This is a genomic window from Micromonospora sp. CPCC 206171, from assembly GCF_036906755.1.
Lineage (GTDB): Bacteria > Actinomycetota > Actinomycetes > Mycobacteriales > Micromonosporaceae > Micromonospora > Micromonospora purpureochromogenes.
On sequence record NZ_JBAKHT010000043.1, the window covers coordinates 1 to 22,490 of the forward strand.

Sequence of the window (22,490 nt, forward strand, 5' to 3'; positions counted from 1 at the left end):
CCCAGGCTCGATGGGGGTCGAGCGGGTGCAAGCACCACGACGGCGCTCAAAGAATTCAAGGGGAAAGTCTTCGCCCCGGCAGGCTTCACGAGCGGGGGCTCGGCGCCGGGTCCATGGGTAACGACCGGCGGCCCACCATCATTCCGGGGGCCCGCATCCCGGGCCGGCCACTCGATTGGGCCAGGCCAGCGGGCTTGCTGCTGCGATCGTCCAGGTGATGTAACGACGCCGGCCCGGCCGCCATTCCGCCGCCAGGGTGCCCCCGGTCACGGGATCGTGGATCCGATCCGGGCATGAACCGGACCTTGATCGACACCGTTTCGCCGAGATGGCGGTCTACACGCCGATCCGACACCGCCACGACGGCGACATGGATGCCTGATGCCCCCACACCCCGCGAGTGACGCAGCGCGTGGGAACGTGACGCCGGACACATACGAAACGATCCGGTTCCGTATCGAAACTCGAACCCGTACGCTCGGCTCGTTTACGAGTCTGACTCGTATCGTAATTCACGGTACGGGCACGCCGGGGGGAGAACCGGACACATGGAACCGCACGAGAACACCGGACATCCGCGGCGGTGGGGGATCCTCGCGGTGCTGGTGATCAGCCTGCTCGTCGTCGTCCTCGACAACACCATCCTCAACGTCGCACTGCGCACCCTCGCCGACCCGGTGCACGGCCTCGGCGCCAGTCAGGGCGAGCTGGAGTGGTCGATCAACTCCTACACGCTGGTCTTCGCCGGGCTGCTGTTCACCTTCGGCGTGCTCGGTGACCGCTTCGGTCGCCGCCGCTTCCTGCTGATCGGGCTGGTGCTGTTCGGCCTGGCCTCACTGCTGTCGGCGTACGCGCAGGATCCCGGCCAGCTGATCGCGGCCCGCGCCCTGATGGGCGTCGGCGGCGCGGCGATCATGCCGGTGACCCTGTCGATCATCTCCAACGTCTTCGACCCGCGCGAGCGGGGCCGGGCGATCGGCGTCTGGGCCGGCGCGGTCGGCCTCGCCGTGGCGATCGGCCCGATCCTGGGCGGCGCCCTGCTGGAGCACTACTGGTGGGGCTCGGTCTTCCTGATCAACGTGCCGGTGGTGGCGGCCGGGGTGGTCCTGGTGGCGCTGCTGGTGCCGGAGTCCCGCGACCCCCGGCCGGGTCGGGTGGACCTGCTCGGCGTCCTGCTGTCGGTGGTGGGTCTGGTCGCGCTGACCTACGGCATCATCGACGGCGGCGAGCACGGCTTCGACCGGCCGGTGGTCTGGGCGTCCGTCGTCGGCGGCCTGGCGGTGCTGGCCTGGTTCGTCGCCCATGAGCGGCACAGTGAGCACCCGTCGCTGGACGTCCGGCTGTTCCGGGTGCCGCGCTTCGCCGCGCCGGTGGCCATCGTCGGCCTGATCTTCTTCGCCGCGATGGGCGTCATGTTCTTCAGCTCGTTCTATCTCCAGCTGGTCCGTGGCTACAGCCCGCTGCAGACCGGCCTGCTCTTCCTGCCCTTCGCCGGCGCGCAGCTGATCTTCGCGCCGCGCAGCGCCGCCATGGTCCGCCGGTACGGCGGCAAGGCGGTCGCGGTGGTCGGGCTGGTGCTGACCGTGCTGGCGCTCGGCGCGTTCGCCTTCGTCGACGCGAGCACGCCGATCTGGGTGGTGCTGGTGTTCTTCTTCCTCCAGGGCGCCGGGATGGCCAACATCATGCCGCCGGCCACCGAGTCGATCATGTCGGCGCTGCCCCGGGAGAAGGCGGGCGTGGGCTCGGCGGTCAGCAACACGGTGCGGCAGGTCGCCGGCGCGCTGGGCGTGGCCGTGCTCGGCTCGGTGCTCTCCGCGGTCTACCGGGACGACATCGCCTCGGCGGTCGACGGGCTTCCCGCCCCGGCCCGCGAGGCGGCCAACGAGTCCATCTCCGGCGCGTACGCGGCGGCGGGACAGCTCGGGCCGGCGGCGCCGGAGCTGATCGCGGCGGCCAACGACTCGTTCGTCTCGGCCATGCACTGGGCGGCGGCGCTGTCCGCGGTGGTGGCCGCCCTCGGCATCCTCATCGTGCTGCGGTGGATGCCGGGCCGGGCCGCGGGAGCGCCCGCCGCCGCGCCGGTGGTGGGCGAACCGGAGTTGGCCGGAACGGCATAGGTTCGGCGATAATGTCCGACATGACTTCCACCGCAGATGCTCCGCGGTCGCCCGGGCGACCGCGGAGCGTCCGCGCGGACGAGGCCATCATCGAGGCCACCCTCGATCTGCTCGCCGAGGGCAGCACCATCGAGGCGCTGTCGATCGAGGCGATCGCCAGCCGCGCCGGGGTCGGCAAGGCCACCATCTACCGGCGCTGGGCGGGCAAGGACGCGCTGCTGCTCGACGCGCTGCGTCGGCTCAAGGGGGTCCTGCCGCAGCCGGCCGGGCACTCCGTCCGCGACGACCTGGTGCTGATTGTCGGCGCCGTCGGGCACAACATCGACCCGCGCGCCGCGAAGATCATGCCCTGTCTGGTGCCCGAGGTGAACCGCAGCCCGGACCACTTCCAGCTTTACCAGAACATCATCGAGCCGCGCCGGCAGTTGATGCGCGAGGTGCTGCGACGCGGGATCCGCACCGGCGAGCTCCGCGCCGACCTCGACGTCGAGGTGACGATGGCGCTGCTCACCGGGCCGATGCTGATCCAGCGGATGCTGCGCTGGCATCCCGACCTCGACGACCTGATCCTGCCCGAGAAGGTCGTCGACGCGGTGCTGGAGGGCATCCGGGCCCGCTGACCGCTCAGCCGTCGGCGAGCAGCGGGACCAGGTCGGTGAGGGCCGGGAAGCGCGGCCCCCGCTGCTCCGCCCCGATCGCGCGGGCGGCGGCGAACGCCCAGGCCAGCGCCGTGTCCCGCGCCGGGCCGCCGAGCCGCCGCGCCAGGTCGGTCAGCAGCCGGGTCCGGGCCACGGGGTCGCGCAGGCCGGCGGCCGTGGTGAGCGCCGCCTCGGTCGCCTCGGCGGCGTCGGCGGGGGAGAGGTACGCGACCAGCCCGGCCAGCCCGACCGCCCGGTTGGACGGCTCGTCGATCTCCGACACCGCCCGGTACGCCCGCGACCGCTGCGCCTCGTCCAGGTGCGGGACCAGCCCACCCAACGCCTCGGCCCGGTGCGCGGGCTCATAGCCCAGCGCGAGGTGTAGCGCCTGCTCGCGCCGCTCCGCGTCGACGTACGGGGCGAGGGCGGCGAGGGCGCCCTGCGGGTAGTCGTCCTCCCCGGCCAGCGCCGCCGCCCACAGCCGGGCCAGCTGCGCCGGGGTGGCGTGCGGGCCCAGCGCTCGGAGCGGGTTGAACCAGCCATACACCGGGCTCGCCACCAGCGCGTCGACCGCCGCGGCCACCGCCGTCGCGCGTAGTTCCGCCGGCAGCGCCGGCACCAGTTCGGCCAGCGCGACGGCGCGGGTCGGGTCGTCCCGGATCGCGTGGGCGGCCGCGACGGCGGCGGGCAACCGGGCCGGCGACAGCAGCGGGAGCAGCCCGCCGACAGCGGCGGCGGCCCCGTCCGGGGAGGGCGACGACGCCACCGCCGCCAGCGCCGCGCCCAACTGGTGCGACGTGAGCAGCGGCAGCAGCTCCGGCCAGTCGAGCCGGCCGCCCTGGGCCCCGGCGTCGAGCGCGGCGTCGACCGCGGCGCGACGCAACTCACCCGCCAGTGCCGTGGCCAGCCCGGTCAGCGCCGTGGCCCGCCACGTCGGGTCACCGATGCCCCGCGCGGCCGCCACGGCCGTGGCGAGCTGCTCATCGTCCAGGTGGGGCGCCAGCCCGGCCAGCGACCGGGCCCGGCTGGGCTCGCGCTCGTCCGCGAGCGCGGTGGCCAGCACCGCGGCCCGCCGCTCGGGCAGCTGGTGCGCGGCCAGCAGGTGCAGGTGCCACCCCGGACCTTGCTCGGCGGCGGCGATCCCGTAGAGCTCGGCCCGCCCGGTGGCGTCCAGCCAGGGCGCCAGGTCGCCGATGGTGGGCAGGATCAGCGGCGGGTGTGCCCGGCGCGCGGCGGCCAACGCGAACGCGGCCGCCCGGGGCCGCCGCTCGTCCGGCAGCCGGGGCAGCAGCGCGGTCACCGTCCGGGCCTGTTGCGACGCCCGGTCCAGGTGGGGCACCGCCGCCAGCGCCCGCTCCGCCTGCCCGGCGTCGAGGCGGGCGGCGACGGCGACCAGCAGGTCCGCCTGACGATCCCGGTCGGGCAGGGCCAGGGCGGCGATGAGGGCGCGCTCGACCTGCGCGTCGGTGAGCCGGTCGGCCACCTCCTGCAGTCCCGGTAGGCCGGGCAGATCGAGCACCGTGGCCGCCACGTCGGCGACCGTCGGGGCCCGCCGCGAGGACGGCAGGGAAACCGGGTCCACCGCGCGCAGCACCGCGGCGAGCTCCGCCAGGGCCGCCCGGAACGCCGCGTACTCGTCGCTGCGGTTGTACTCGTCCTGCACGTCCGGGTGGTCGGCCAGCCGGCACACCCGGTCGGCGGCCGTGGCGAGCCGCCGGAACGGCTCCTGGTCGGGGTCGGTCACGGCCCGATCATGCCCCATGATCATCTGCCGCGCCGCCCCGTCGGCCCCGCCCCGGCTCAGCTCCCGGGCGTGCGCAGCCGGTGCAGGCGCAGCGCCAACTGCACCTCCAACGCCCGCTCCGGCTTCTGCCAGTCCGCGCCCAGCAGCTGCCCGACCCGTTCCAGGCGCTGGGTCACCGTGTTGACGTGCACGTGCAGCTGCTCGGCCGCGCGGGCCAGGCTGCCGCCCACCCCGAAATACGCCTCCAGCGTGCGCACCAGCGCGGTGCCGCGCCGCGCGTCGTAGTCCAGCACCGGCCCCACCGTGGCGGTCAGGAACCGGGCGACGTCCCGCTCGCCCTGGTCGCCGACCGTGCCGAGGAGCAGCCCGACGAAGCCCAGTTCGGCGGTGCTCGCCCCCTCACCGGCCCGGCCCAGCGCACCCAGCGCGGTGAGGCAGCGGTCCGCCTCGGTGAACGTGGCGGCCAGCGCCGTCGGCCCGCACGCCGGGCCGCTCGCCCCGGCGGTCACCGGGCGGCCGGTCACCCGGGACAGGTCCCGGGCCACCGACCGGGCGCTGCCACCGGCGTCCCGGCCGGGCAGCATCAGCACCACCCGCCCGTCGCGGGCCGCAGCCAGGCCACCGCGGGTCGAGGCGTACGTGGTGGCCCAGGAGAGCACGCGCAGCCGGGCCGACCCGGTCGCGGCGATCGCGTCATCGCCGACCGCCACCAGCACGTGCGGGGCGTCCAGGTCGATCCCGAGCCGGCGGGCCCGGCTGCGCAGCGCGTCGGTGTCCCGCAGCGGCCGGGCGATCAGGTCGTCGAGCAGCTCGCCGCGCACCCGTCCCTCGGCCTCGGCGACCGTACGCCGGAACAGCAGCAGCAGCGCGGTCACCAGCGCGGCCCGCTCCAGGATGCGCTGGTCGGCGTCGACCAGGTCGTCGTCCGGGCGCAGCACCAGCGCGCCCAGGTTCTCCGCGCCGGCGACCACGGCGGCGTACCAGAGCGGGCCCCGGCGCACGCTGCGCCCCTCGGTACGCGACGCGGCCACCGCCTCGACCATGTCCGCCCGGTCCGGCTCCTCGATCTCGCCGACCCGGGCCAGCAGCCGTCCCTCGGCGTCCAGCGCCAGCAGCGCGCCGCCCAGCACCTCGGTGACCGCCGCCGCGACGTCCTCCACCCCGCCGCCGCGGAGCACCAGCGCGGTCATCCGGTCGTGGGCGGCGGCGGCCCGCTCCACCGAGCTGCTGTGCGCCCGGATGGTGGTGTTGGCCGCGGAGAGCTCCTCCAGCGCCGAGCGGGTCTCGGCGAGCAGCCGCGCGGTGTCGATCGCCACCGCGGCGTGCGCGGCCAGCGACACCAGCAGGGCCACCTCCTCGCGGACGAACGGGCGGGCCGAGCGGTTCGCGGCGTAGAGCACGCCGATCGAGGTCGAGCCGAGTCGCAGCGGCACCCCGAGGATGGCCACCAGCCCCTCCTCGCCCACCCCGGCGTCGATCTCGCCGGTGTGGTGGAAGCGGTCGTCCTCCGGATAGTTGGCGGTGACGTAGGGGGCGCCGGACTGGGCCACCAGGCCGCCGAGGCCGGCGCCCATCGGGAGTCGGAGCCGCTGGAACCGGGCCGAGACCGAGCCGTCGGTGACCCGCATGTAGGTGTCGCCGCGCTCGTCGTCGTTGAGGGTCATGTAGGCGACGTCGGCGCCGAGCAGGTGCCGGGCCCGGTGCACGATGGCCCGCAGCACGTCGTCCAGGTCGCGCAGCCCCGCCAGGTCGCTGACGGTGTCGTACAGGCCGGAGAGCTCGGTCTCCCGGCGGCGGCGGCGTTCCAGCAACGCGCGGACGCGCAGCGCCACCGTCTTGGCCTGTTCGAGTTCGGCCAGCCGGTCGGCGGGCAGTCCGGCGGCCCGGGCGGCGACCAGCGGGCCCTCGAACTCGACCGCAGCCGCCTCCCGGGCGAGCAGCTCCAGGAACTCGACCGGCGACGACATGACGCTCATTGTGCGGGGTGCCACTAGTTCGCCGTCCAGCCCCCGTCGAGGGCGATGGACGCGCCGGTGATGAAGGCCGCCGGCGGCGAGCAGAGGTACGCCAGCAGCTCGGCGACCTCGTCCGGCTCGATCAGCCGCTTGATCGCGGCCCGGGCCAGCATGATCTTCTCGATCACCTCGTCCTCGCCGATGCCGTGGCTGGCCGCCTGGTCGGCGATCTGGCTCTCCACCAGGGCGGTGCGGACGTACGCCGGGTTGATGCAGTTGGCGGTGACCCCGTGCGCCGCGCCCTCCAGGGCCACGACCTTGGACAGCCCCTCCAGGGCGTGCTTGGCCGACACGTACGCCGCCTTGTACGGCGAGGCGCGCAACCCGTGCACCGAGGAGATGTTGACGATCCGGCCCCAGCCCCGGGCGTACATGTGCGGCAGCGCCCGCCGGATGATCTGGAACGGCGCCTCCACCATCACCCGGTGCAGGTGGGAGAAGCGCTCGGTGGGGAAGTCCTGCACGGGCGCGACGTGCTGGAGCCCGGCGTTGTTGACCACGATGTCGACGTCGACGTCGAGCCGGTCCACCGCCGCCAGGTCGGACAGGTCGACCCCGTCGGCGCGGGCGCCGGCCTCGGCGGCCACCGCCTTGGCCGCCTCCAGGTTGCGGTCCACCACCAGCACCTTCGCGCCGGCCTCGGCCAGGCGCAGGGCGCACGCCCGCCCGATGCCACTGCCACCACCGGTCACCAGGGCGCTACGACCGGAGAGGTCGACGTGTACGACGTGGGGGACCGCCACGGGTTCTGCCGTCATGGCGCAAGAAGTTACGAGCTGTGTGGCCGGCGGCACATGGGGCGGCGACACATACTCCACCGGCGGTCTGTGTGGGCGCGCCGGCGCCGGCGCGGGAAGAGGCGATCTCGCCCCGTCGCGTACCGGAACTGTCGGCGGTGGGTGGCACCCTCGACTGCGGGTGACAGCACCGGGCCGGCCACCCCTGCGCCGGCTCGGCGGACGGGAGGTGGGGATGGCGAGGGACGTGCCGCCGGGCGGCCCCGACGAGGGCCCGACGGGCGGGCCGGCCTTCCGGGCGACGCTGGTCCGGTGGCCGGGCGCGGGCGGGTGGGTCTTCGCCCCGGTGCCCGACGCCCACGCGCCCGGTGCCGCCGGTCCGTTCGGCCGGGTGCCGGTCACCGCCACCGTGGACGGCCGCACCTGGTCGACCAGCGTCTGGCGGGACCGGGCGGCGGGCTGGCTGCTGGCGGTGCCGGCGCGGATCCGCGCCGGCAAGGACGACGGGGACGTCGTCACCGTCGCCGTCGAGGTCGACCACGCCCGGATGTAGCGGCATGGCCCACGCCACCGCGACGCGCCGGTACGGCCGGCGTGTCCCCCGGGATGCCGGGCCCGGCCGACCAGTAGGGTGTCGAACACACGTACTGCTGGCGGCTGGGGGAGGAGGCGGCGTGCGCGTGCTCGGCGTCGACCCGGGGCTGACCCGGTGCGGAGTCGGCGTGGTCGACGGCGTGCCGGGACGGCCCTGCACCCTGGTCGCCTACTACGTCGTCTACACCGACCCGGCCGACGAGCTGGCGCTGCGCCTGCTGCACCTGGACCGGTCGCTGACCGACCTGGTCGCCGAGCACCGGCCGGACGCCGTCGCCGTCGAACGGGTCTTCAGCCAGCACAACGTCCGCACCGTGATGGGCACCGCCCAGGCCAGCGGGATCGCCGTGCTCGCCGGGGCGCGCGCCGGACTGCCGGTGCAGACGTACACCCCGAGCGAGGTGAAGGCGGCCGTGACCGGTTCCGGTCAGGCCGACAAGCGGCAGATGACCACCATGGTGACCCGGCTGCTGCGGCTGCCCGAGCCGCCGAAGCCGGCCGACGCGGCCGACGCCCTGGCCCTGGCCATCTGTCACGTGTGGCGCGGCGGCACCCGGTCGAAGCTCGCCGCAGCCGCCGACCGGGCACGACGAGGAGGAACGCGATGATCGCCAGCGTGCGCGGCACGGTGACCGCGACCGGTCCGGACCACGCGGTGGTGGAGGTGGGCGGGATCGGCCTGGCGGTGCAGTGCGCCCCCGGCACCCTCGCCGACCTGCGGGTCGGCCAGCCGGCCCGACTCGCCACCAGCCTGGTCGTCCGGGAGGACTCGCTCACCCTCTACGGCTTCCCGGAGGACGACGCCAAGCAGCTGTTCGAGCTGCTCCAGACGGCCAGCGGGGTGGGTCCCCGGCTGGCCCAGGCGGTGCTCGCCGTGCACACCCCGGACGCGATCCGCAAGGCCATCGCCAACGCCGACACCGCCGCGCTGACCCGGGTGCCGGGCATCGGCAAGAAGGGCGCCGAACGCCTGGTCCTGGAGCTGCGCGACCGGATCGGCCCGGTGCCGATCGGCGCCGACGGCGCGGCCGGGGTCACCGGCGGGGCCTGGCCCGATCAGGTCCGCCAGGCGCTGGTCGGGCTCGGCTGGACGGCGGGGCAGGCCGACCAGGCGGTGGCGGCGGTCGCGGAGACCGTCGACGGCGAGACTCCCCCGGTGCCGGTCCTGCTGAAGCAGGCGATCCGACTGCTGGGTCGCCGATGAGCGCGCCCACCGAGTCGGCCACGCGGGCGGGGGTGGCCCGGTGACCGGCGACGGCCTGGTGTCGGCGTACGTCAACGACGGCGAGCTGGACGCGGAGGCCAGCGTCCGGCCGAAGCGGCTCGCGGAGTTCATCGCCCAGCACCGGGTCCGCGACCAGCTCGACCTGCTGCTGCAGGGCGCGATGCGGCGCGGCTCCCCGCCGGACCACATCCTTCTGTCGGGGCCGCCTGGCCTTGGGAAAACGACGCTCGCCAATATCGTCGCCGCCGAGCTGGGCGCCGGCATCCGGGTGACCAGCGGCCCGGCCATCGAGCGCTCCGGCGACCTGGCCGCCATCCTGACCAGCCTCGCCGAGGGCGACGTGCTCTTCATCGACGAGATCCACCGGATCGCCAAGCCGGCGGAGGAACTGCTCTACAGCGCGATGGAGGACTTCCGGGTCGACGTGGTGGTGGGCAAGGGCCCCGGCGCCACCGCGATCCCGCTGGACGTCGAGCCGTTCACCCTGGTCGGCGCGACCACCCGCTCGGGTCTGCTGACCGGGCCGATGCGGGACCGATTCGGCTTCGTCGCGCACCTGGACTTCTACGCCCCGGCCGACCTGGAGGCCCTGCTGCACCGTTCGGCGCGGATCCTCGGCGTGCCGATCACCGACGACGGGGCCACCGAGATCGCCGGCCGTTCCCGGGGCACCCCCCGGATCGCCAACCGGCTGCTGCGCCGGGTGCGGGACTTCGCCGAGGTCCGGGCCGAGGGCGTGGTCAACCTGGAGACCGCCCGGGCGGCCCTGACCGTGTACGACGTGGACGCCCTCGGCCTGGACCGGCTGGACCGCGCGGTGCTGACCGCGCTGGTGGACTCGTTCCGGGGCGGCCCGGTCGGGCTCTCCACCCTCGCGGTGGCGGTGGGGGAGCAGCCGGACACCGTCGAGGAGGTCTGCGAGCCGTTCCTGGTCCGCGCCGGTCTGCTCGCGCGTACGCCCCGCGGGCGGGTGGCCACCGAGGCGGCCTGGCATCATCTGGGCCGTACGCCGCCAAATGGTACATTTGGTGCCGAGGCCCCGTCCGTGCCCGATCTGTTCTCCGCCGCACCGGATCAGCCGTGATGTGAACGTGATCTGTACCGCATTCGGCGTTCTCAGGTGCAGGGATTAGACTCGCCGCGGTCTGTACAGGACGTGAGAATCCGCCTCCGCTCCGGCACTCCTCGTGCCGGTCCGGAGGCCAATGGGAAGGTCACACACCGTGGTTTACGCAGCAGCGGGCGGCGGGGGAGTCGGCGGTCTCACGCCGATCCTCATGATCGCCCTGCTCTTCGGCGTCATGTACTTCATGATGATCCGCCCGCAGCAGAAGCGGCGGCGCGAAGCCGAGGCCATGCAGTCCGCGCTGGCCCCGGGTGACGAGGTCGTCACCATCGGCGGGCTCTACGGCACGGTCACCGGTGTCAGTGACGACACCGTGCTCCTCGAGGTCGCCCCCGGCGTCCAGACCCGGTACGCCCGGCCGGCCATCGCCCGGGTGGTCAACCAGGCCGAGCGCACCGAGTCGACCGAGCCGGTCACCGAGGAAGCGGCAGACGCCGTCAAGGAGTGAGACGTCCCGCCCGCCCTTCCTGACGGAGCGGCGGGTGGACCGTGACAACTGAACAGGTGGGTCGACGCCCGACGCCGGCACGCGCCCCCGACCGACGCCCCCGCGTCGGTGGCGGCACGCCGTGCCGATCGCCGGGTGCCGACCCTGCAGAGCACGTCGGCCCGGACCCCCGGCCCGACGTTCGCCGCCCCCACCGGCGGCGCGACCGTTACAGGGAGACAGGACAGCCGTGGCACCACCTCAGGGACAGATGCGCCCCGGGCGGCAGCTCGCCGTACTCGGGTTCATCTTCGTCGTCCTCTATCTTTTGGTGTTCTTCTCGGGCGGCGCCAAGGGCGGCTGGCAGGACCGGCTGGAGCCCCGGCTCGGCCTGGACCTGATCGGCGGCACCCGGCTGACGCTGGAGGCCACCAACACCCTCGACGGCAAGCCCCCGACCTCGGAGAACCTCGAGGAGGCGCGGCAGATCATCGAGAGCCGGGTCAACGCGTACGGCGTGGCCGAGGCCGAGGTGGTCACCGAGGGCGACCGGAACATCGTCATCTCCCTGCCCGGCCAGAACCGCGAGCTGACCGACGTCGGCAGCGCGGCGGAGCTGCGCTTCCGCAAGGTGCTCAAGGCCGCGGACGGCAGCGGCGCGGCCACCGCCCCGACGGCGACCCCGGCCCCCTCCGGCAGCGCCTCGCCCGCCCCCTCGGGCAGCGCGTCGCCGAAGCCGTCGGGCAGTGCGTCGCCGAAGGTCACCTCGTCGCCGAGCGCCGGTGGCCAGGGCGGCGGCGCCCCCGCGCCGAGCGCCAGCGCCACCCCCTCGGCCCCGGCCTCGCCGAGCGCTCCGGCCGCCTCGCCGAGCGCCACCGCCGCCCCGGTGCCGCAGAGCATCCAGGAGCAGCGCAACGCGGTCGAGAAGAAGGTGGGACCGGCGGCCTGGGCCGCCGCGAGCGCCCTGCAGGCCCCGGCCGACCTCACCGCCGACCCGTCCCTGGCGGAGAAGCTCAAGCCGTTCGGCGCGCTCTCCCCGCAGGAGATCGCGGTGCTGACGCCGCAGATGCAGTTCAACGTCCCGACCATCACCTGCGCCCAGCTGGACAAGCGGCCGGCCGCGTCGATCAAGGACGAGAAGCAGCAGGCGGTCGCCTGTGAGGACGGCGCGGCCAAGTACCTGCTCGACGTGGCGAAGGTGGTCGGCACCGACGTCGACGACGCCAACGCCGTGCTCGACCAGGCCAGCGCCTGGGTGGTCAGCCTGAACTTCACCGGCGACGGCCAGGACAAGTGGACCGAGCTGACCCGCGAGGCGTTCAACAACACCGGTGGCGCCTGCGACCAGACCGCGCTCGGCCAGGACGGCAAGTGCCGGGTGGCGGTCGTCCTGGACAACGAGATCGTCTCCTCGCCCGAGATCCAGGGCGTGCTGACCGGTGACTCGCAGATCACCGGCAACTTCACCAGCACCGACGCCAACAAGCTGGCCAGCCAGCTGCGCTACGGCGCGCTGCCGGTGACCTTCGAGCCGCAGGAGCAGCAGAACGTCACCGCCACCCTGGGCGACAGCCACCTGCGCGCGGGCCTGCTCGCCGCCGGCATCGGCATGCTGCTGGTCATCATCTACTCGTTCTTCTACTACCGGCTGCTCGGCTCGGTGATCTTCCTGAGCCTGGTGCTGTCGGCGCTGCTGGTCTTCGGCGCGCTGGTGGTGCTCGGCCGGCAGATCGGCTTCACCCTCACCCTCGCCGGCATCGCGGGCATGATCGTCTCCCTCGGTGTGGCGGCGGACTCCTTCGTCATCTACTTCGAGCGGCTCAAGGACGAGATCCGGGAGGGACGCAGCCCGCGCAGCGCGGTGCCGCGTGCCTGGATCCGAGCCCGCCGGACGATCATCTCGGCGAACGCCATCACGCTGATGTCCGCCGTGGTGCTCTACGTCGTCTCGGTCGGCACGGTGAAGGGCTTCGCCTTCGCCCTCGGCCTGGCGACGGTGCTGGACCTGGTCGTGGTCTTCCTCTTCCGGCACCCGATCATGACGATGTTCGCCCGTACCCGGGCGTTCCTGTCCCCGCGGGTCAGCGGTCTCGGCCGAGCCCTGCCGGCCCGGTCGGCCGAGCAGGACTCGCCCCGCACCCCGCGCGTCAAGGAGGCCTGAGATGGCTAAGAGTGGTCTCGCGAGCCGGCTCTACCGCGGTGAGGCCGGGCTCGACATCGTCGGCCGGCGCAAGCTGTGGTTCGCCGTGGCCGGTCTCCTGGTGCTGGTCTCCGTGTTTAGCTTCACGGTGCTCAGGTTCGACCTCGGTATCGAGTTCGCCGGCGGCAACTCCTTCCAGGTGCCGGCCAGCGTCGGCACGCTGGAGCAGGCGGAGGAGAAGGTCAACGCGGCGCTGGACGCCAAGGGCGGCGGCGCCGAGGTGGTGACCGCGCAGAAGGTCGGCGGTACCAGCGGCGAGTCCTACGAGCTGCGTACCTCGCAGCTCAGCCCGGAGCAGGCCACCGAGGTCAAGGCCGAGATGGCCCGGGACTTCGGGATCAACGCCGACCAGATCAGCGGCAACCAGGTCAGCGAGGCGTGGGGCGAGCAGGTCACCTCGCGCGCCCTGCTCGGTCTGATCATCTTCGTCGCGGTGGTGGCGGTCTACCTCATCCTGCGCTTCGAGTGGCGGATGGCGGTCGCCGCGATCGTCTCGCTGTTCATGAACCTCATCCTCACCGCGGGCATCTACTCGCTGGTCGGCTTCGAGGTCACCCCGTCGACCATCATCGGCTTCCTCACGATCCTGGGCTTCGCGCTCTACGACGTGGTGGTGGTCTTCGACAAGGTGCAGGAGAACACCCGCGGCATCACCGCGAACAACAACCAGACGTACGGCGAGGCGGCCAACCTGGCGCTCAACCAGAGCCTGATGCGGTCGCTGAACACCTCGGTGGTCGCCCTGCTCCCCGTCGGTGGTCTGCTCTTCATCGGTGCCGGCCTGCTCGGCGCGGGCACCCTGAAGGACCTCGGCCTGGTGCTGTTCGTCGGTATGGCGGTGGCGTTCCTGACCTCGATCCTGCTGGCCACCCCGCTGCTGGTGCTGCTGAAGAACTACGATCCCCGGATCCAGGCGCACAACAAGCGGGTGCTGGCCCGGCGGGGTGCGATGGCCCGGGGCGAGCTGGCCCCGAAGGGCGCGCCCCGCGCGGCCGAGGGCGGCGACGAGTCGATCGACTCCGACGCGGCGGCCCTGGCCGGTTCGGCGCCGAAGGTGGGCGCGCGGCCGGCCGGCAAGCGCCCGACCGGCGCCCGGGGCGGCCGTCCCAGCGGAGGCGGCGGCAACCGGCCGGGTGGCGCCAAGCGGCGCTGACCCGGGCGGGGACACCCGGTAGGAATCGACCCGACGGCGTCCTTCATGCTGTGCGAGCGGCATGGAGGACGCCGTCGTCGTTGGAGGGAGCACCGTGACCGAGACCCACAGCACCGGGGTACGGGGGGACAGCGGCCCGCAGGTCGCCCGGCTGGTGGCCAGCCGGGTGCTGGACGTGCCGGACTTCCCCAAGCCCGGCGTCATGTTCAAGGACCTGATGCCGCTCTTCGCCGACGGTGCGGTGTTCCGTGAGGTGATCGACGGGATCGTCGAGTACCACGGGCGTGACTCGTTCGACATCGTGGTCGGCATCGAGGCCCGCGGCTTCGTGATCGCGGCCGCCATCGCGTACGCCACCGGGGTGGGCGTGGTGCCGGTGCGCAAGGCCGGCAAGCTGCCCCGCGCCGCGTACTCCGCCTCCTACGCGCTGGAGTACGGCGAGGCCACCCTGGAGGTGCACCAGGACGCGTTCACCGCCGGGCACCGGGTGCTGGTGGTCGACGACGTGCTGGCCACCGGCGGCACCGCCGAGGCCACCCTCGACCTGGTCGAGCGGGCCGGCGGCACGGTGTCCGGTTTCACCGTCCTGCTGGAGCTGGGCTTCCTCGAGGGCCGCAAGAAGCTCGCGGGACGCCCGGTCCATGCCCTGCTGACCGTTTGACCCCCATGCCGTCGGACGGACCCGGTGCCGACCGTCCGGCGGAGCGGCACCGCACCCACCGTGCGGGTAGCATTGCCCTTTGCTGACCGGGCGGTTCCCCGTCCGGCGGCGAAGGACCAGACCGGCCGGAGCCACGGCCGGTGTTTTCCGGCGAGCGGTGAGGAGGCCGGTGTCCCACGATGTCGTCCCTCCGGTGGAGGGCACGGTGCACCCGACAGGCGACGCTGACGGCTCGGTGACCGACCGGAAGAGCAACCCGCCGGCCCGGGTGACGGGTGCCGTCGACGGCGCCGTTGCCGAGGCCGTCGACGCCGGCGCGCCCGTCGCGCCGCTGCCGACCGTCGGCGAGGCTTCGCCGACCGGAGGTTTCGCCCTCTCCAACGCGCCGACCGGCCGTCGGGTGCGGGCCCGGCTGGCCCGGTTCAACGCGCCCTGGCAGAGTTCGCAGGTCAGCGAGGTGCTGGAGCCGCTGATCGCCACCCACCGGGACGCCCACCCCAAGGCCGACGCGCGGCTGCTGCAGCGCGCCTTCGACACCGCCGCCCGCTGGCACTCCGGTCAGTACCGCAAGTCCGGCGACCCGTACATCACCCATCCGCTGGCCGTGGCCACGATCCTGGGCAACCTGGGCATGGACACCACCACCCTGGTCGCCGCGCTGCTGCACGACACGATCGAGGACACCGAGTACACCCTCGACCAGATGCGCGCGGACTTCGGCCCGGAGGTCACCCTGCTGGTCGACGGGGTGACCAAGCTCGACAAGGTCAAGCTCGGCGACGCGGCCAAGGCGGAGACCATCCGCAAGATGGTCGTGGCGATGGCCAAGGACCCGCGGGTCCTGGTGATCAAGCTGGCCGACCGGCTGCACAACATGCGCACCCTGACCTTCCTGCCCCGCCCCAAGCAGGAGCAGAAGGCCAAGGAGACGCTGGAGATCCTCGCCCCGCTGGCGCACCGCCTCGGTATGAACACGATCAAGTGGGAGCTCGAGGACCTCGCCTTCGGCACGCTGTTCCCGAAGCGGTACGAGGAGATCAACCGCCTGATCGGGGAGCACCAGCCGCAGCGCGAGGCGCTGCTGCGCCAGGTGACCCAGAAGGTGCAGACCGACCTGAAGGCCGCCAAGATCAAGGCGGAGACCACCGGCCGGCCGAAGCACCTCTACTCGATCTACCAGAAGATGATCGTGCGGGGTCGCGACTTCAACGACATCTACGACCTGGTGGGTGTGCGGATCCTGGTCGACACGGTGCGGGACTGCTACGCGGCGCTGGGGGTCATCCACGCCAACTGGCAGCCGGTGCCGGGCCGGTTCAAGGACTACATCGCCATGCCCAAGTTCAACATGTACCAGTCGCTGCACACGACGGTCATCGGGCCCACCGGCAAGCCGGTGGAGATGCAGATCCGCACCTACGCGATGCACCGCACCGCCGAGTTCGGCATCGCCGCGCACTGGAAGTACAAGGAGCACAAGGGCACCCAGATCGTCGGCCCGCCGGCGCACATCGACGAGATGACCTGGCTGCGCCAGCTGCTGGACTGGCAGCGGGAGGCGGCGGACCCGAGCGAGTTCCTCGACGCGCTGCGCTTCGACCTGTCCAGCCAGGAGGTGTACGTCTTCACCCCGAAGGGTGACGTCATTCCGCTGCCGACCGGCTCGACGCCGGTGGACTTCGCGTACGCGGTGCACACCGAGGTCGGGCACAAGTGCATCGGGGCCCGGGTCAACGGCAAGCTGGTGCCGCTGGAGTCGACGCTCTCCAACGGCGACGTGATCGAGATCTTCACCTCGAAGTCCGACACGGCCGGGCCGACGCAGGACTGGCTGGGCTTCGTCAAGAGCCCCCGGGCCCGCACCAAGATCCGCCAATACTTCAACAAGGAGCGGCGCGAGGAGGCGATCGAGGCCGGCAAGGACGCGATCGTCAAGGCGATGCGCAAGCAGGGCATGCCGTTGCAGCGGATGCTCACCTCGGACGCGCTGATGGCGATCGCCCGGGACCTGCACCTGGCCGACGTCGCCTCGCTCTACGCGGCGGTCGGCGACAGCCAGGTCTCCGCCCAGTCGGTGGTGCAGAAGCTGATGGCCACCTACGGGGGCGAGGAGGGCGCGGCGGAGGACATCGCCGAGACCGCCGTCGCCACCCGGCCGCCGCGCAGCCGGCAGAGCAGCGCGGACCCGGGCGTCGTGGTCCGGGGCGTCAGCGACGTCTGGATCAAGCTGGCCCGCTGCTGCACCCCGGTGCCGCCGGACGCGGTCTTCGGCTTCGTCACCCGCTCCGGCGGGGTGAGCGTGCACCGCGACGACTGCGCCAACGCCGAGGACCTGCGGGCGCAGAGCGAGCGGGTGGTCGAGGTCAGCTGGAAGCTCACCTCCGCCTCGACGTTCCTGGTCGCCATCCAGGTCGAGGCGCTGGACCGGCACAAGCTGCTCGCCGACGTCACCCGGGTGCTCTCCGACGAGCGGGTCAACATCCTCTCCGCCACCGTGACCACCACCCGCGACCGGGTGGCGGTGAGCCGGTTCAGCTTCGAGATGGCCGACCCGAAGCACCTGGGCCACCTGCTGGCCGCGGTGCGCAAGGTGGACGGCGTCTTCGACGCGTACCGGGTCACCTCAGGGGCCTGAGGCAGCAACGACAAGCGCCCGCCGGCTCGGCCGGCGGGCGCTTCGTCGTACGGGTTCCTCAGCCCTGGATGTCGCTCATCGCCAGCTTGGTGATGACGACCTCCTTCTTGGGGTGGCCGCCGCCGGCCTGCTGGGCGAAGGCCTTGTCGTCGCCGGCCGCCGCGACCTGCTTGACCAGGTCCATGCCGCCGGTGACGGTGCCCAGCACGGTGTAGTTCGGGTCGAGCTGCGAGTCGCCGTAGACGATGAAGAACTGGCTGCCGGTGCTGCCGGGCTGGCCCGAGTTGGCCATCGCGATGACGCCGTCCGGGTACGCGGGGCGCTTGTCGGTGGGCAGGTTCTCCTCGGCCAGGTTGTACGCCGGGCCGCCGGTGCCGTCGGTCTCCCGCCAGCCCTTGCCGGTCGCGCTCGGGTCGCCGCACTGGAGCACCTTGATGCCCTCGGTGACCAGGCGGTGGCACTTGCTGTTGTCGAAGAAGCCCTTGCTGGCCAGGTGGGTGAAGCTACCCGCGGTGCAGGGCACCGCCGCGCGGTCGATCTTGGCGGTGATCGGGCCCAGGTTGGTGTCGATCGTCATCGTCTGGGTGCCGGTGTTCTTCTGCTGGGCCGGCGGCAGTCCGACGTCCTTGATCTGCGGGGTCCGACCCTCCTTCGGCGCCTCGGTGTACGCGCACTGCGTGAAGCCCGGCGCGCCCGCGGTGTCCTGCTTCGGGTCGTCGTCACCGCCGAGGGTCGTCGCCAGCCAGACGCTGCCGGCGACCACGAGCAGCAGGACCGCAGCGGCCCCGACGATCGCCTGCGTCTGCCGGCGCTTGCGGGCCCTGGCCGCGCGCTCGGCCATCTCCCGCTCGAGCCGGGCCCGCGCCGCCGCGCGCTGCCGCTCTCTCGTGGACGTCACGGTCACTCCTCCTGGACTGTGTGGCGCGGTTGCCGCCGCGTACGGGTGTGTGGTCCGGCTCAGCCGGCGCTGGGGCTGGCCGACGGGGCGCCGGAAGCCGGGCTCGTCGGTGCCGGGGCCGCCGCCGTGCTCGGCTCGCCGACGGTGAGCTTCTGGAGCAGCACGTCGGTCTTCGGCTTGACCTTGGCCCCGGTCCCATTGTCCACGGTCGGCAGGGCGCCGATCTTCTCGATCACGTCGAGCCCGCCGGTGATCCGGCCGATGACCGGGTAGGTCGGCTTGGCCGGGTTGAAGTCCTTGAAGAAGACGAGGAACTGGCTGCCGTTGTTGCCCGGCGGGTTCCCGATCATGGCGATCGTGCCCTTGGGGTACGCCGGCGGCTCGCCGGGGGCCGGGCTGGCCGACGGGCTCGCCTCGGGCACGGTGGGGACGTTCTCGTCGTAGAACGAGTACGTCGGGCCGCCCAGGCCGGTGCCGCTGGGGTCGCCGCAGCGCAGCGCCCCCTCGGTGGTGATCTCGTGGCACGTGGTGTTGTCGTAGAACGACCGGGTCGCCAGGTGGGCGATGCTCGCCGCGGCGCACGGGGCGCCGGCGAGGTCGAGCTCGGCCGTGATCGGGCCGCCCTGGTTGGTGTTGATCGTCATCGGCCGGGTGCCCGCAGTGGGCAGGCCGGTGGTGGCCGGGGTGCCGACGTCCTTGAGGTTGGTGTTCGCGGCGGCGTCCTGCGGCGTCCAGAGGCAGACGTCCTGGGCGGCCTGCTGCTTCGGGTCCCGGTCGAAGGCGCCCAGCGCCCAGGCGGACCCGACCACGATCAGCGCCAGGACGACCGCGACGCCCACGCCGGCCTGGATCTGCCGGCGCCGCCGGGCCGCGGCGGCCCGCCGGGCCAGCTGCCGGTCGAGCTTCTCCCGTGCCAGCTTGCGCTGCCGGTCCCTGCTGGAAGCCACTCGTGCTTTCCTTCCTCTGCCCTGGTCGTCACCGCCGGTCGGGCCGCTCGCGTCCCCGTGAAGCAGGTGCGCCACGCCACACGCCCGCCAGAGTGTACGGGTAGCCGCTGGGAAAGTGGTGTACGAGGTCGGGGCTGGGTTTATCGGAGTGCGTCACTGTGCCGGACGGGGTCTGCGGGACGGGTGGGTCACGGATATCCGTTCGCCGCGACGGCTAGGCTGCGGAGGGAACGACGTACCGACGGAAGGGGAGCGGACGTGCTCGTGGCCGGCTTTCCCGCGGACGCCTTCGGCACCAACTGCTACGTGGTGGCGACCGCTCCGGGGGAGCAGTGCGTGGTGGTCGACCCCGGCATCGGGGTGCTCGACCGGCTCGACGCCGTGCTCGCCGAACACCGCCTGCACCCGGCCGCGGTGCTGCTCACCCACGGCCACCTCGACCACACCTTCTCGGTGGCGCCGGTCTGCGGCGCGCGGGGTATCCCCGCGTACGTCCACCCGGACGACCGGGAGCTGCTCGCCGACCCGGCCAAGGGGCTTTCCGCGGACCTCGCCCAGCTCTTCGGCGGCCGGCTGCCGTACACCGAGCCGGACGACGTGGCGGAGCTGACCGACGGCGCGACGCTGGCGCTGGCCGGGTTGGAGATCACCGTCGACCACGCTCCCGGCCATACCGGCGGGTCGGTGCTGTTCCGGCTGTCCGGCGCCAGCTCGCCCTGGGAGGCCGAGCAGATCTGCCTCTCCGGTGACGTGCTCTTCGCCGGCTCGATCGGCCGCACCGACCTGCCGGGCGGCAGCATGCCCCGGATGCTGACCAGCCTGCGGGAGAAGGTCCTTCCGCTGGCGGACGACACGGTCGTCCTGCCCGGCCACGGCCCCGCGACCACCATCGGCCGCGAGCGCGCGACCAACCCGTACCTCGCCGAGGTGGCGATGGACGGCGCCGCGCGCCCGGCCGCGCCCACCCGCGGCCTGTAGCCGCGCCCACGACCTCCCCGCGCCGCCGCGCGGGACGCAAGGAGTACGCCATGAGCAAGCCCACGCCCATCTCCGGCTTCCCGGAGTGGACGCCCGGCCAGCGGATGATCGAGCAGTTCGTGCTCGACCGGATCCGCGCCACCTTCGAGCTGTACGGCTTCGCGCCGCTGGAGACCCGCTCGGTCGAGCCGCTGGACCAGCTGCTGCGCAAGGGGGAGACCTCGAAGGAGGTCTACGTGCTGCGCCGGTTGCAGGCCGACACCGACGGTCCGGCCGGCGACGACGCGCTCGGCCTGCACTTCGACCTGACCGTGCCGTTCGCCCGGTACGTGCTGGAGAACGCCGGCAAGCTGCAGTTCCCGTTCCGCCGCTACCAGATCCAGAAGGTGTGGCGGGGCGAGCGCCCGCAGGAGGGGCGCTACCGCGAGTTCCTCCAGGCCGACATCGACATCGTCGACCGGGACACCCTGCCCCCGCACTACGAGGCGGAGATGCCCCTGGTCATCGGCGACGCGCTGCGCTCGCTGCCGATCCCGCCGGTCCGCATCCAGGTCAACAACCGCAAGATCTGCGAAGGGTTCTACCGGGGGATCGGGCTGACCGACCCGGAGGCGGCGCTGCGCGCGGTCGACAAGCTCGACAAGATCGGTCCGGCCCGGGTCGCCGAGCTGCTGGCCGAGACGGCCGGGGCGAGCGAGGCGCAGGCCAAGGCGTGCCTGGCGCTGGCCGAGATCTCCGCGCCGGACCCCTCGTTCGCCGACGCGGTGCGCGCCCTCGGGGTGAGCGACCCGCTGCTGGACGAGGGGATCGAGGAGCTGGTGGCGGTGGTGGAGACCGCCGCCGCGCACTCGCCGGGGCTCTGCGTGGCCGACCTGCGCATCGCCCGTGGCCTGGACTACTACACCGGCACCGTCTACGAGACCCAGCTGATCGGCTACGAGCGGTTCGGCTCGATCTGCTCCGGCGGCCGCTACGACAACCTGGCCAGCTCCGGCGCCACCCGGTTCCCCGGGGTGGGCATCTCGATCGGGGTGACCCGACTGCTCGGGCTGCTCTTCGGCGCCGACGCGCTCTCGGTCTCCCGGACCGTGCCGACCTGCGTGCTGGTCGCGGTCACCAGCGAGGGCGCCCGTCCGGCCAGCAACCGGGTCGCCGAGGCGCTGCGCTCGCGTGGGGTGCCGACCGAGGTGTCGCCCAGCGCGGCGAAGTTCGGCAAGCAGATCCGGTACGCCGAGCGGCGCGGCATCCCGTACGTCTGGTTCCCCGGGGCGGAGGGTGCGGCGGACGAGGTGAAGGACATCCGGTCCGGCGAGCAGATCGCCGCCGCGGCGGGGGAGTGGACGCCGCCCCGGGAGGACCTCAAACCGCTGGTCAGCTGAGGTACTACTCGCGCGTACGCCCGCGGGGCCCTACGGTAGCGTAAGTTACGCCACCGTAGGGAGATCCGCATGAGCACCGCCCCGCTGAGTCAGACCGCCCTGCTCCTCGAACTCGAAGCCGTGGTGGAGAAGAACCTCGACCGCCACCTGTCGATCGCCAAGGAGTGGTTCCCGCACGAGTACGTCCCGTGGAGCGAGGGACGCACGTTCGACGGGCCGCTCGGCGGCGAGCCATGGTCGGAGTCGGACTCGACGATTCCCGACGTGGCCCGTACCGCGCTGATCGTCAACCTGCTGACCGAGGACAACCTGCCCTCGTACCACCACGAGATCGCCACCCTCTTCGGCCGGGACGGGGCGTGGGGCACCTGGGTGCACCGGTGGACCGCCGAGGAGGGTCGGCACGGCACCGCGATCCGGGACTACCTGACGGTGACCCGGGCGGTGGACCCGGTCGCCCTGGAACGGGCCCGGATGACCCACATGTCGGCCGGCTACGAGAACGTGCACGGCGACGAGGTGCTGCACTCGCTGGCGTACGTGTCGTTCCAGGAGCTGGCCACCCGCATCTCGCACCGCAACACCGGCCGGGTCACCGGCGACCCGGCCTGCGAGGCGTTGCTGGCCCGGGTGGCCGCCGACGAGAACCTGCACATGGTCTTCTACCGCAACCTGCTCGGCGCGGCCTTCGAGCTGGCCCCGAGCCAGGCGATGCGGGCCGTCGCCGACGTGGTGGCCGACTTCCAGATGCCCGGCGTCGGCATCGAGGGCTTCGCCCGCAAGTCGGTGGCGATCGCCCTGGCCGGCATCTACGACCTGCGCCAGCACCGCGACGACGTGGTGCAGCCGGTGCTGCGCCAGTGGGACGTCTTCAACGTCACCGGCCTGGACGCCGACGGCGAGGCCGCCCGCGATCAGATCGCCGGCCACCTCGACGAACTGGAGCGGGCCGCGTCCCGCTTCGAGGAGAAGCGCGCCGCCCGCGAGGCCCGCCTCGCCACCCGCGCCTGACCCCG

The 22,490-nt window shown here is 73.1% G+C and carries 19 protein-coding genes; 14 read left to right on the top strand and 5 right to left on the bottom strand.

The features are described from left to right. Nucleotides 1–548 precede the first annotated feature (548 nt). Entirely contained in the window at nucleotides 549–2,117 is a 1,569-nt protein-coding gene (locus tag V6U89_RS28760; RefSeq protein ID WP_334576046.1) for an MFS transporter, read from the top strand. An 11-nt stretch (nucleotides 2,118–2,128) separates the two neighbouring features. Continuing rightward, nucleotides 2,129–2,737, top strand: a complete 609-nt coding sequence (locus tag V6U89_RS28765) for a TetR/AcrR family transcriptional regulator (RefSeq protein WP_334576050.1) — start codon at nucleotides 2,129–2,131, stop codon at nucleotides 2,735–2,737. Between the two features lie 4 nt (nucleotides 2,738–2,741). Here V6U89_RS28765 and V6U89_RS28770 read toward each other — a convergent pair whose 3' ends face one another. Genes V6U89_RS28770 through V6U89_RS28780 form a run of 3 tightly spaced genes read right to left on the bottom strand, consistent with a single transcriptional unit; the run spans nucleotide 2,742 to nucleotide 7,272 of the window. Further along, nucleotides 2,742–4,499, bottom strand: a complete 1,758-nt coding sequence (locus V6U89_RS28770; RefSeq protein ID WP_334576052.1) for a hypothetical protein — start codon at nucleotides 4,497–4,499, stop codon at nucleotides 2,742–2,744. Between the two features lie 56 nt (nucleotides 4,500–4,555). Further along, nucleotides 4,556–6,475 carry a helix-turn-helix domain-containing protein gene (locus tag V6U89_RS28775; RefSeq protein ID WP_334576054.1) on the bottom strand — a complete coding sequence of 640 codons (1,920 nt, stop codon included), beginning with the start codon at nucleotides 6,473–6,475 and terminating at the stop codon, nucleotides 4,556–4,558. Between the two features lie 14 nt (nucleotides 6,476–6,489). Then, nucleotides 6,490–7,272, bottom strand: a complete 783-nt coding sequence (locus tag V6U89_RS28780) for a 3-hydroxybutyrate dehydrogenase (RefSeq protein WP_334576056.1) — start codon at nucleotides 7,270–7,272, stop codon at nucleotides 6,490–6,492. Nucleotides 7,273–7,486: 214 nt separating this feature from the next. On the opposite strand from V6U89_RS28780, the gene V6U89_RS28785 reads away from it, so the two are divergent. The 9 genes from V6U89_RS28785 to V6U89_RS28825 all read left to right on the top strand — a co-directional run bounded on the left by V6U89_RS28785 (nucleotide 7,487) and on the right by V6U89_RS28825 (nucleotide 17,272). Beyond that, nucleotides 7,487–7,804 (top strand): DUF1905 domain-containing protein, encoded by a 318-nt coding sequence (locus V6U89_RS28785; protein ID WP_334576058.1) that lies wholly within the window; start codon nucleotides 7,487–7,489, stop codon nucleotides 7,802–7,804. Nucleotides 7,805–7,925: 121 nt separating this feature from the next. Then, nucleotides 7,926–8,453, top strand: a complete 528-nt coding sequence (gene ruvC / locus V6U89_RS28790; RefSeq protein ID WP_334576062.1) for a crossover junction endodeoxyribonuclease RuvC — start codon at nucleotides 7,926–7,928, stop codon at nucleotides 8,451–8,453. Continuing rightward, nucleotides 8,450–9,049, top strand: a complete 600-nt coding sequence (ruvA, locus tag V6U89_RS28795; RefSeq protein WP_334576066.1) for a Holliday junction branch migration protein RuvA — start codon at nucleotides 8,450–8,452, stop codon at nucleotides 9,047–9,049. The genes ruvC and ruvA overlap by 4 nt, the downstream gene beginning before the upstream one ends. A gap of 40 nt (nucleotides 9,050–9,089) precedes the next feature. After that, the gene (gene ruvB / locus V6U89_RS28800) at nucleotides 9,090–10,154 is read left to right on the top strand and encodes a Holliday junction branch migration DNA helicase RuvB (protein ID WP_334576071.1); all 1,065 of its coding nucleotides are present in this window, start codon (nucleotides 9,090–9,092) and stop codon (nucleotides 10,152–10,154) included. Nucleotides 10,155–10,347: 193 nt separating this feature from the next. Continuing rightward, the gene (yajC, locus tag V6U89_RS28805) at nucleotides 10,348–10,644 is read left to right on the top strand and encodes a preprotein translocase subunit YajC (protein WP_407940616.1); all 297 of its coding nucleotides are present in this window, start codon (nucleotides 10,348–10,350) and stop codon (nucleotides 10,642–10,644) included. 229 nt (nucleotides 10,645–10,873) lie between these two features. Then, the gene (gene secD / locus V6U89_RS28810) at nucleotides 10,874–12,784 is read left to right on the top strand and encodes a protein translocase subunit SecD (RefSeq protein WP_334576078.1); all 1,911 of its coding nucleotides are present in this window, start codon (nucleotides 10,874–10,876) and stop codon (nucleotides 12,782–12,784) included. A 1-nt stretch (nucleotide 12,785) separates the two neighbouring features. Further along, nucleotides 12,786–13,976, top strand: coding sequence for a protein translocase subunit SecF (gene secF, locus V6U89_RS28815; RefSeq protein WP_334576080.1), 1,191 nt, complete (start codon nucleotides 12,786–12,788; stop codon nucleotides 13,974–13,976). Between the two features lie 94 nt (nucleotides 13,977–14,070). After that, the gene (locus V6U89_RS28820; protein WP_334576084.1) at nucleotides 14,071–14,637 is read left to right on the top strand and encodes an adenine phosphoribosyltransferase; all 567 of its coding nucleotides are present in this window, start codon (nucleotides 14,071–14,073) and stop codon (nucleotides 14,635–14,637) included. Between the two features lie 193 nt (nucleotides 14,638–14,830). Continuing rightward, complete coding sequence (locus tag V6U89_RS28825; RefSeq protein ID WP_334576133.1) at nucleotides 14,831–17,272, top strand: RelA/SpoT family protein; 2,442 nt, start codon at nucleotides 14,831–14,833, stop codon at nucleotides 17,270–17,272. 58 nt (nucleotides 17,273–17,330) lie between these two features. On the opposite strand, the gene V6U89_RS28830 is transcribed toward V6U89_RS28825, so the two are convergent. Both V6U89_RS28830 and V6U89_RS28835 read right to left on the bottom strand, forming a co-directional pair. After that, nucleotides 17,331–18,170: a peptidylprolyl isomerase gene (locus V6U89_RS28830; RefSeq protein WP_334576088.1), complete on the bottom strand. Its 840-nt coding sequence runs from the start codon at nucleotides 18,168–18,170 to the stop codon at nucleotides 17,331–17,333. Between the two features lie 59 nt (nucleotides 18,171–18,229). Next, nucleotides 18,230–19,117: a peptidylprolyl isomerase gene (locus tag V6U89_RS28835; RefSeq protein WP_334576092.1), complete on the bottom strand. Its 888-nt coding sequence runs from the start codon at nucleotides 19,115–19,117 to the stop codon at nucleotides 18,230–18,232. Nucleotides 19,118–19,375: 258 nt separating this feature from the next. Here V6U89_RS28835 and V6U89_RS28840 point away from each other — a divergent pair, with 258 nt between their 5' ends. From V6U89_RS28840 to V6U89_RS28850, 3 genes are all read left to right on the top strand, one after another. Next, a complete protein-coding gene (locus V6U89_RS28840; protein ID WP_334576095.1) occupies nucleotides 19,376–20,095 on the top strand; it encodes an MBL fold metallo-hydrolase in 720 nt (239 codons plus the stop codon). 50 nt (nucleotides 20,096–20,145) lie between these two features. Then, nucleotides 20,146–21,474 carry a histidine--tRNA ligase gene (gene hisS / locus V6U89_RS28845; protein WP_334576097.1) on the top strand — a complete coding sequence of 443 codons (1,329 nt, stop codon included), beginning with the start codon at nucleotides 20,146–20,148 and terminating at the stop codon, nucleotides 21,472–21,474. A 69-nt stretch (nucleotides 21,475–21,543) separates the two neighbouring features. Next, nucleotides 21,544–22,485 carry an acyl-ACP desaturase gene (locus tag V6U89_RS28850; protein ID WP_334576099.1) on the top strand — a complete coding sequence of 314 codons (942 nt, stop codon included), beginning with the start codon at nucleotides 21,544–21,546 and terminating at the stop codon, nucleotides 22,483–22,485. Nucleotides 22,486–22,490 lie beyond the last annotated feature (5 nt).

Coding starts and splice junctions, on each gene's coding strand:
- V6U89_RS28775 (WP_334576054.1), bottom strand. CDS start 6,475: ATGAGCGTCATGTCGTCGCCGGTCGAGTTCCTGGAGCTGCTCGCCCGG.
- ruvA (WP_334576066.1), top strand. CDS start 8,450: ATGATCGCCAGCGTGCGCGGCACGGTGACCGCGACCGGTCCGGACCAC.
- V6U89_RS28850 (WP_334576099.1), top strand. CDS start 21,544: ATGAGCACCGCCCCGCTGAGTCAGACCGCCCTGCTCCTCGAACTCGAA.
- yajC (WP_407940616.1), top strand. CDS start 10,348: ATGATCGCCCTGCTCTTCGGCGTCATGTACTTCATGATGATCCGCCCG.
- secF (WP_334576080.1), top strand. CDS start 12,786: ATGGCTAAGAGTGGTCTCGCGAGCCGGCTCTACCGCGGTGAGGCCGGG.
- hisS (WP_334576097.1), top strand. CDS start 20,146: ATGAGCAAGCCCACGCCCATCTCCGGCTTCCCGGAGTGGACGCCCGGC.
- V6U89_RS28765 (WP_334576050.1), top strand. CDS start 2,129: ATGTCCGACATGACTTCCACCGCAGATGCTCCGCGGTCGCCCGGGCGA.
- V6U89_RS28785 (WP_334576058.1), top strand. CDS start 7,487: ATGGCGAGGGACGTGCCGCCGGGCGGCCCCGACGAGGGCCCGACGGGC.
- V6U89_RS28780 (WP_334576056.1), bottom strand. CDS start 7,272: ATGACGGCAGAACCCGTGGCGGTCCCCCACGTCGTACACGTCGACCTC.
- V6U89_RS28760 (WP_334576046.1), top strand. CDS start 549: ATGGAACCGCACGAGAACACCGGACATCCGCGGCGGTGGGGGATCCTC.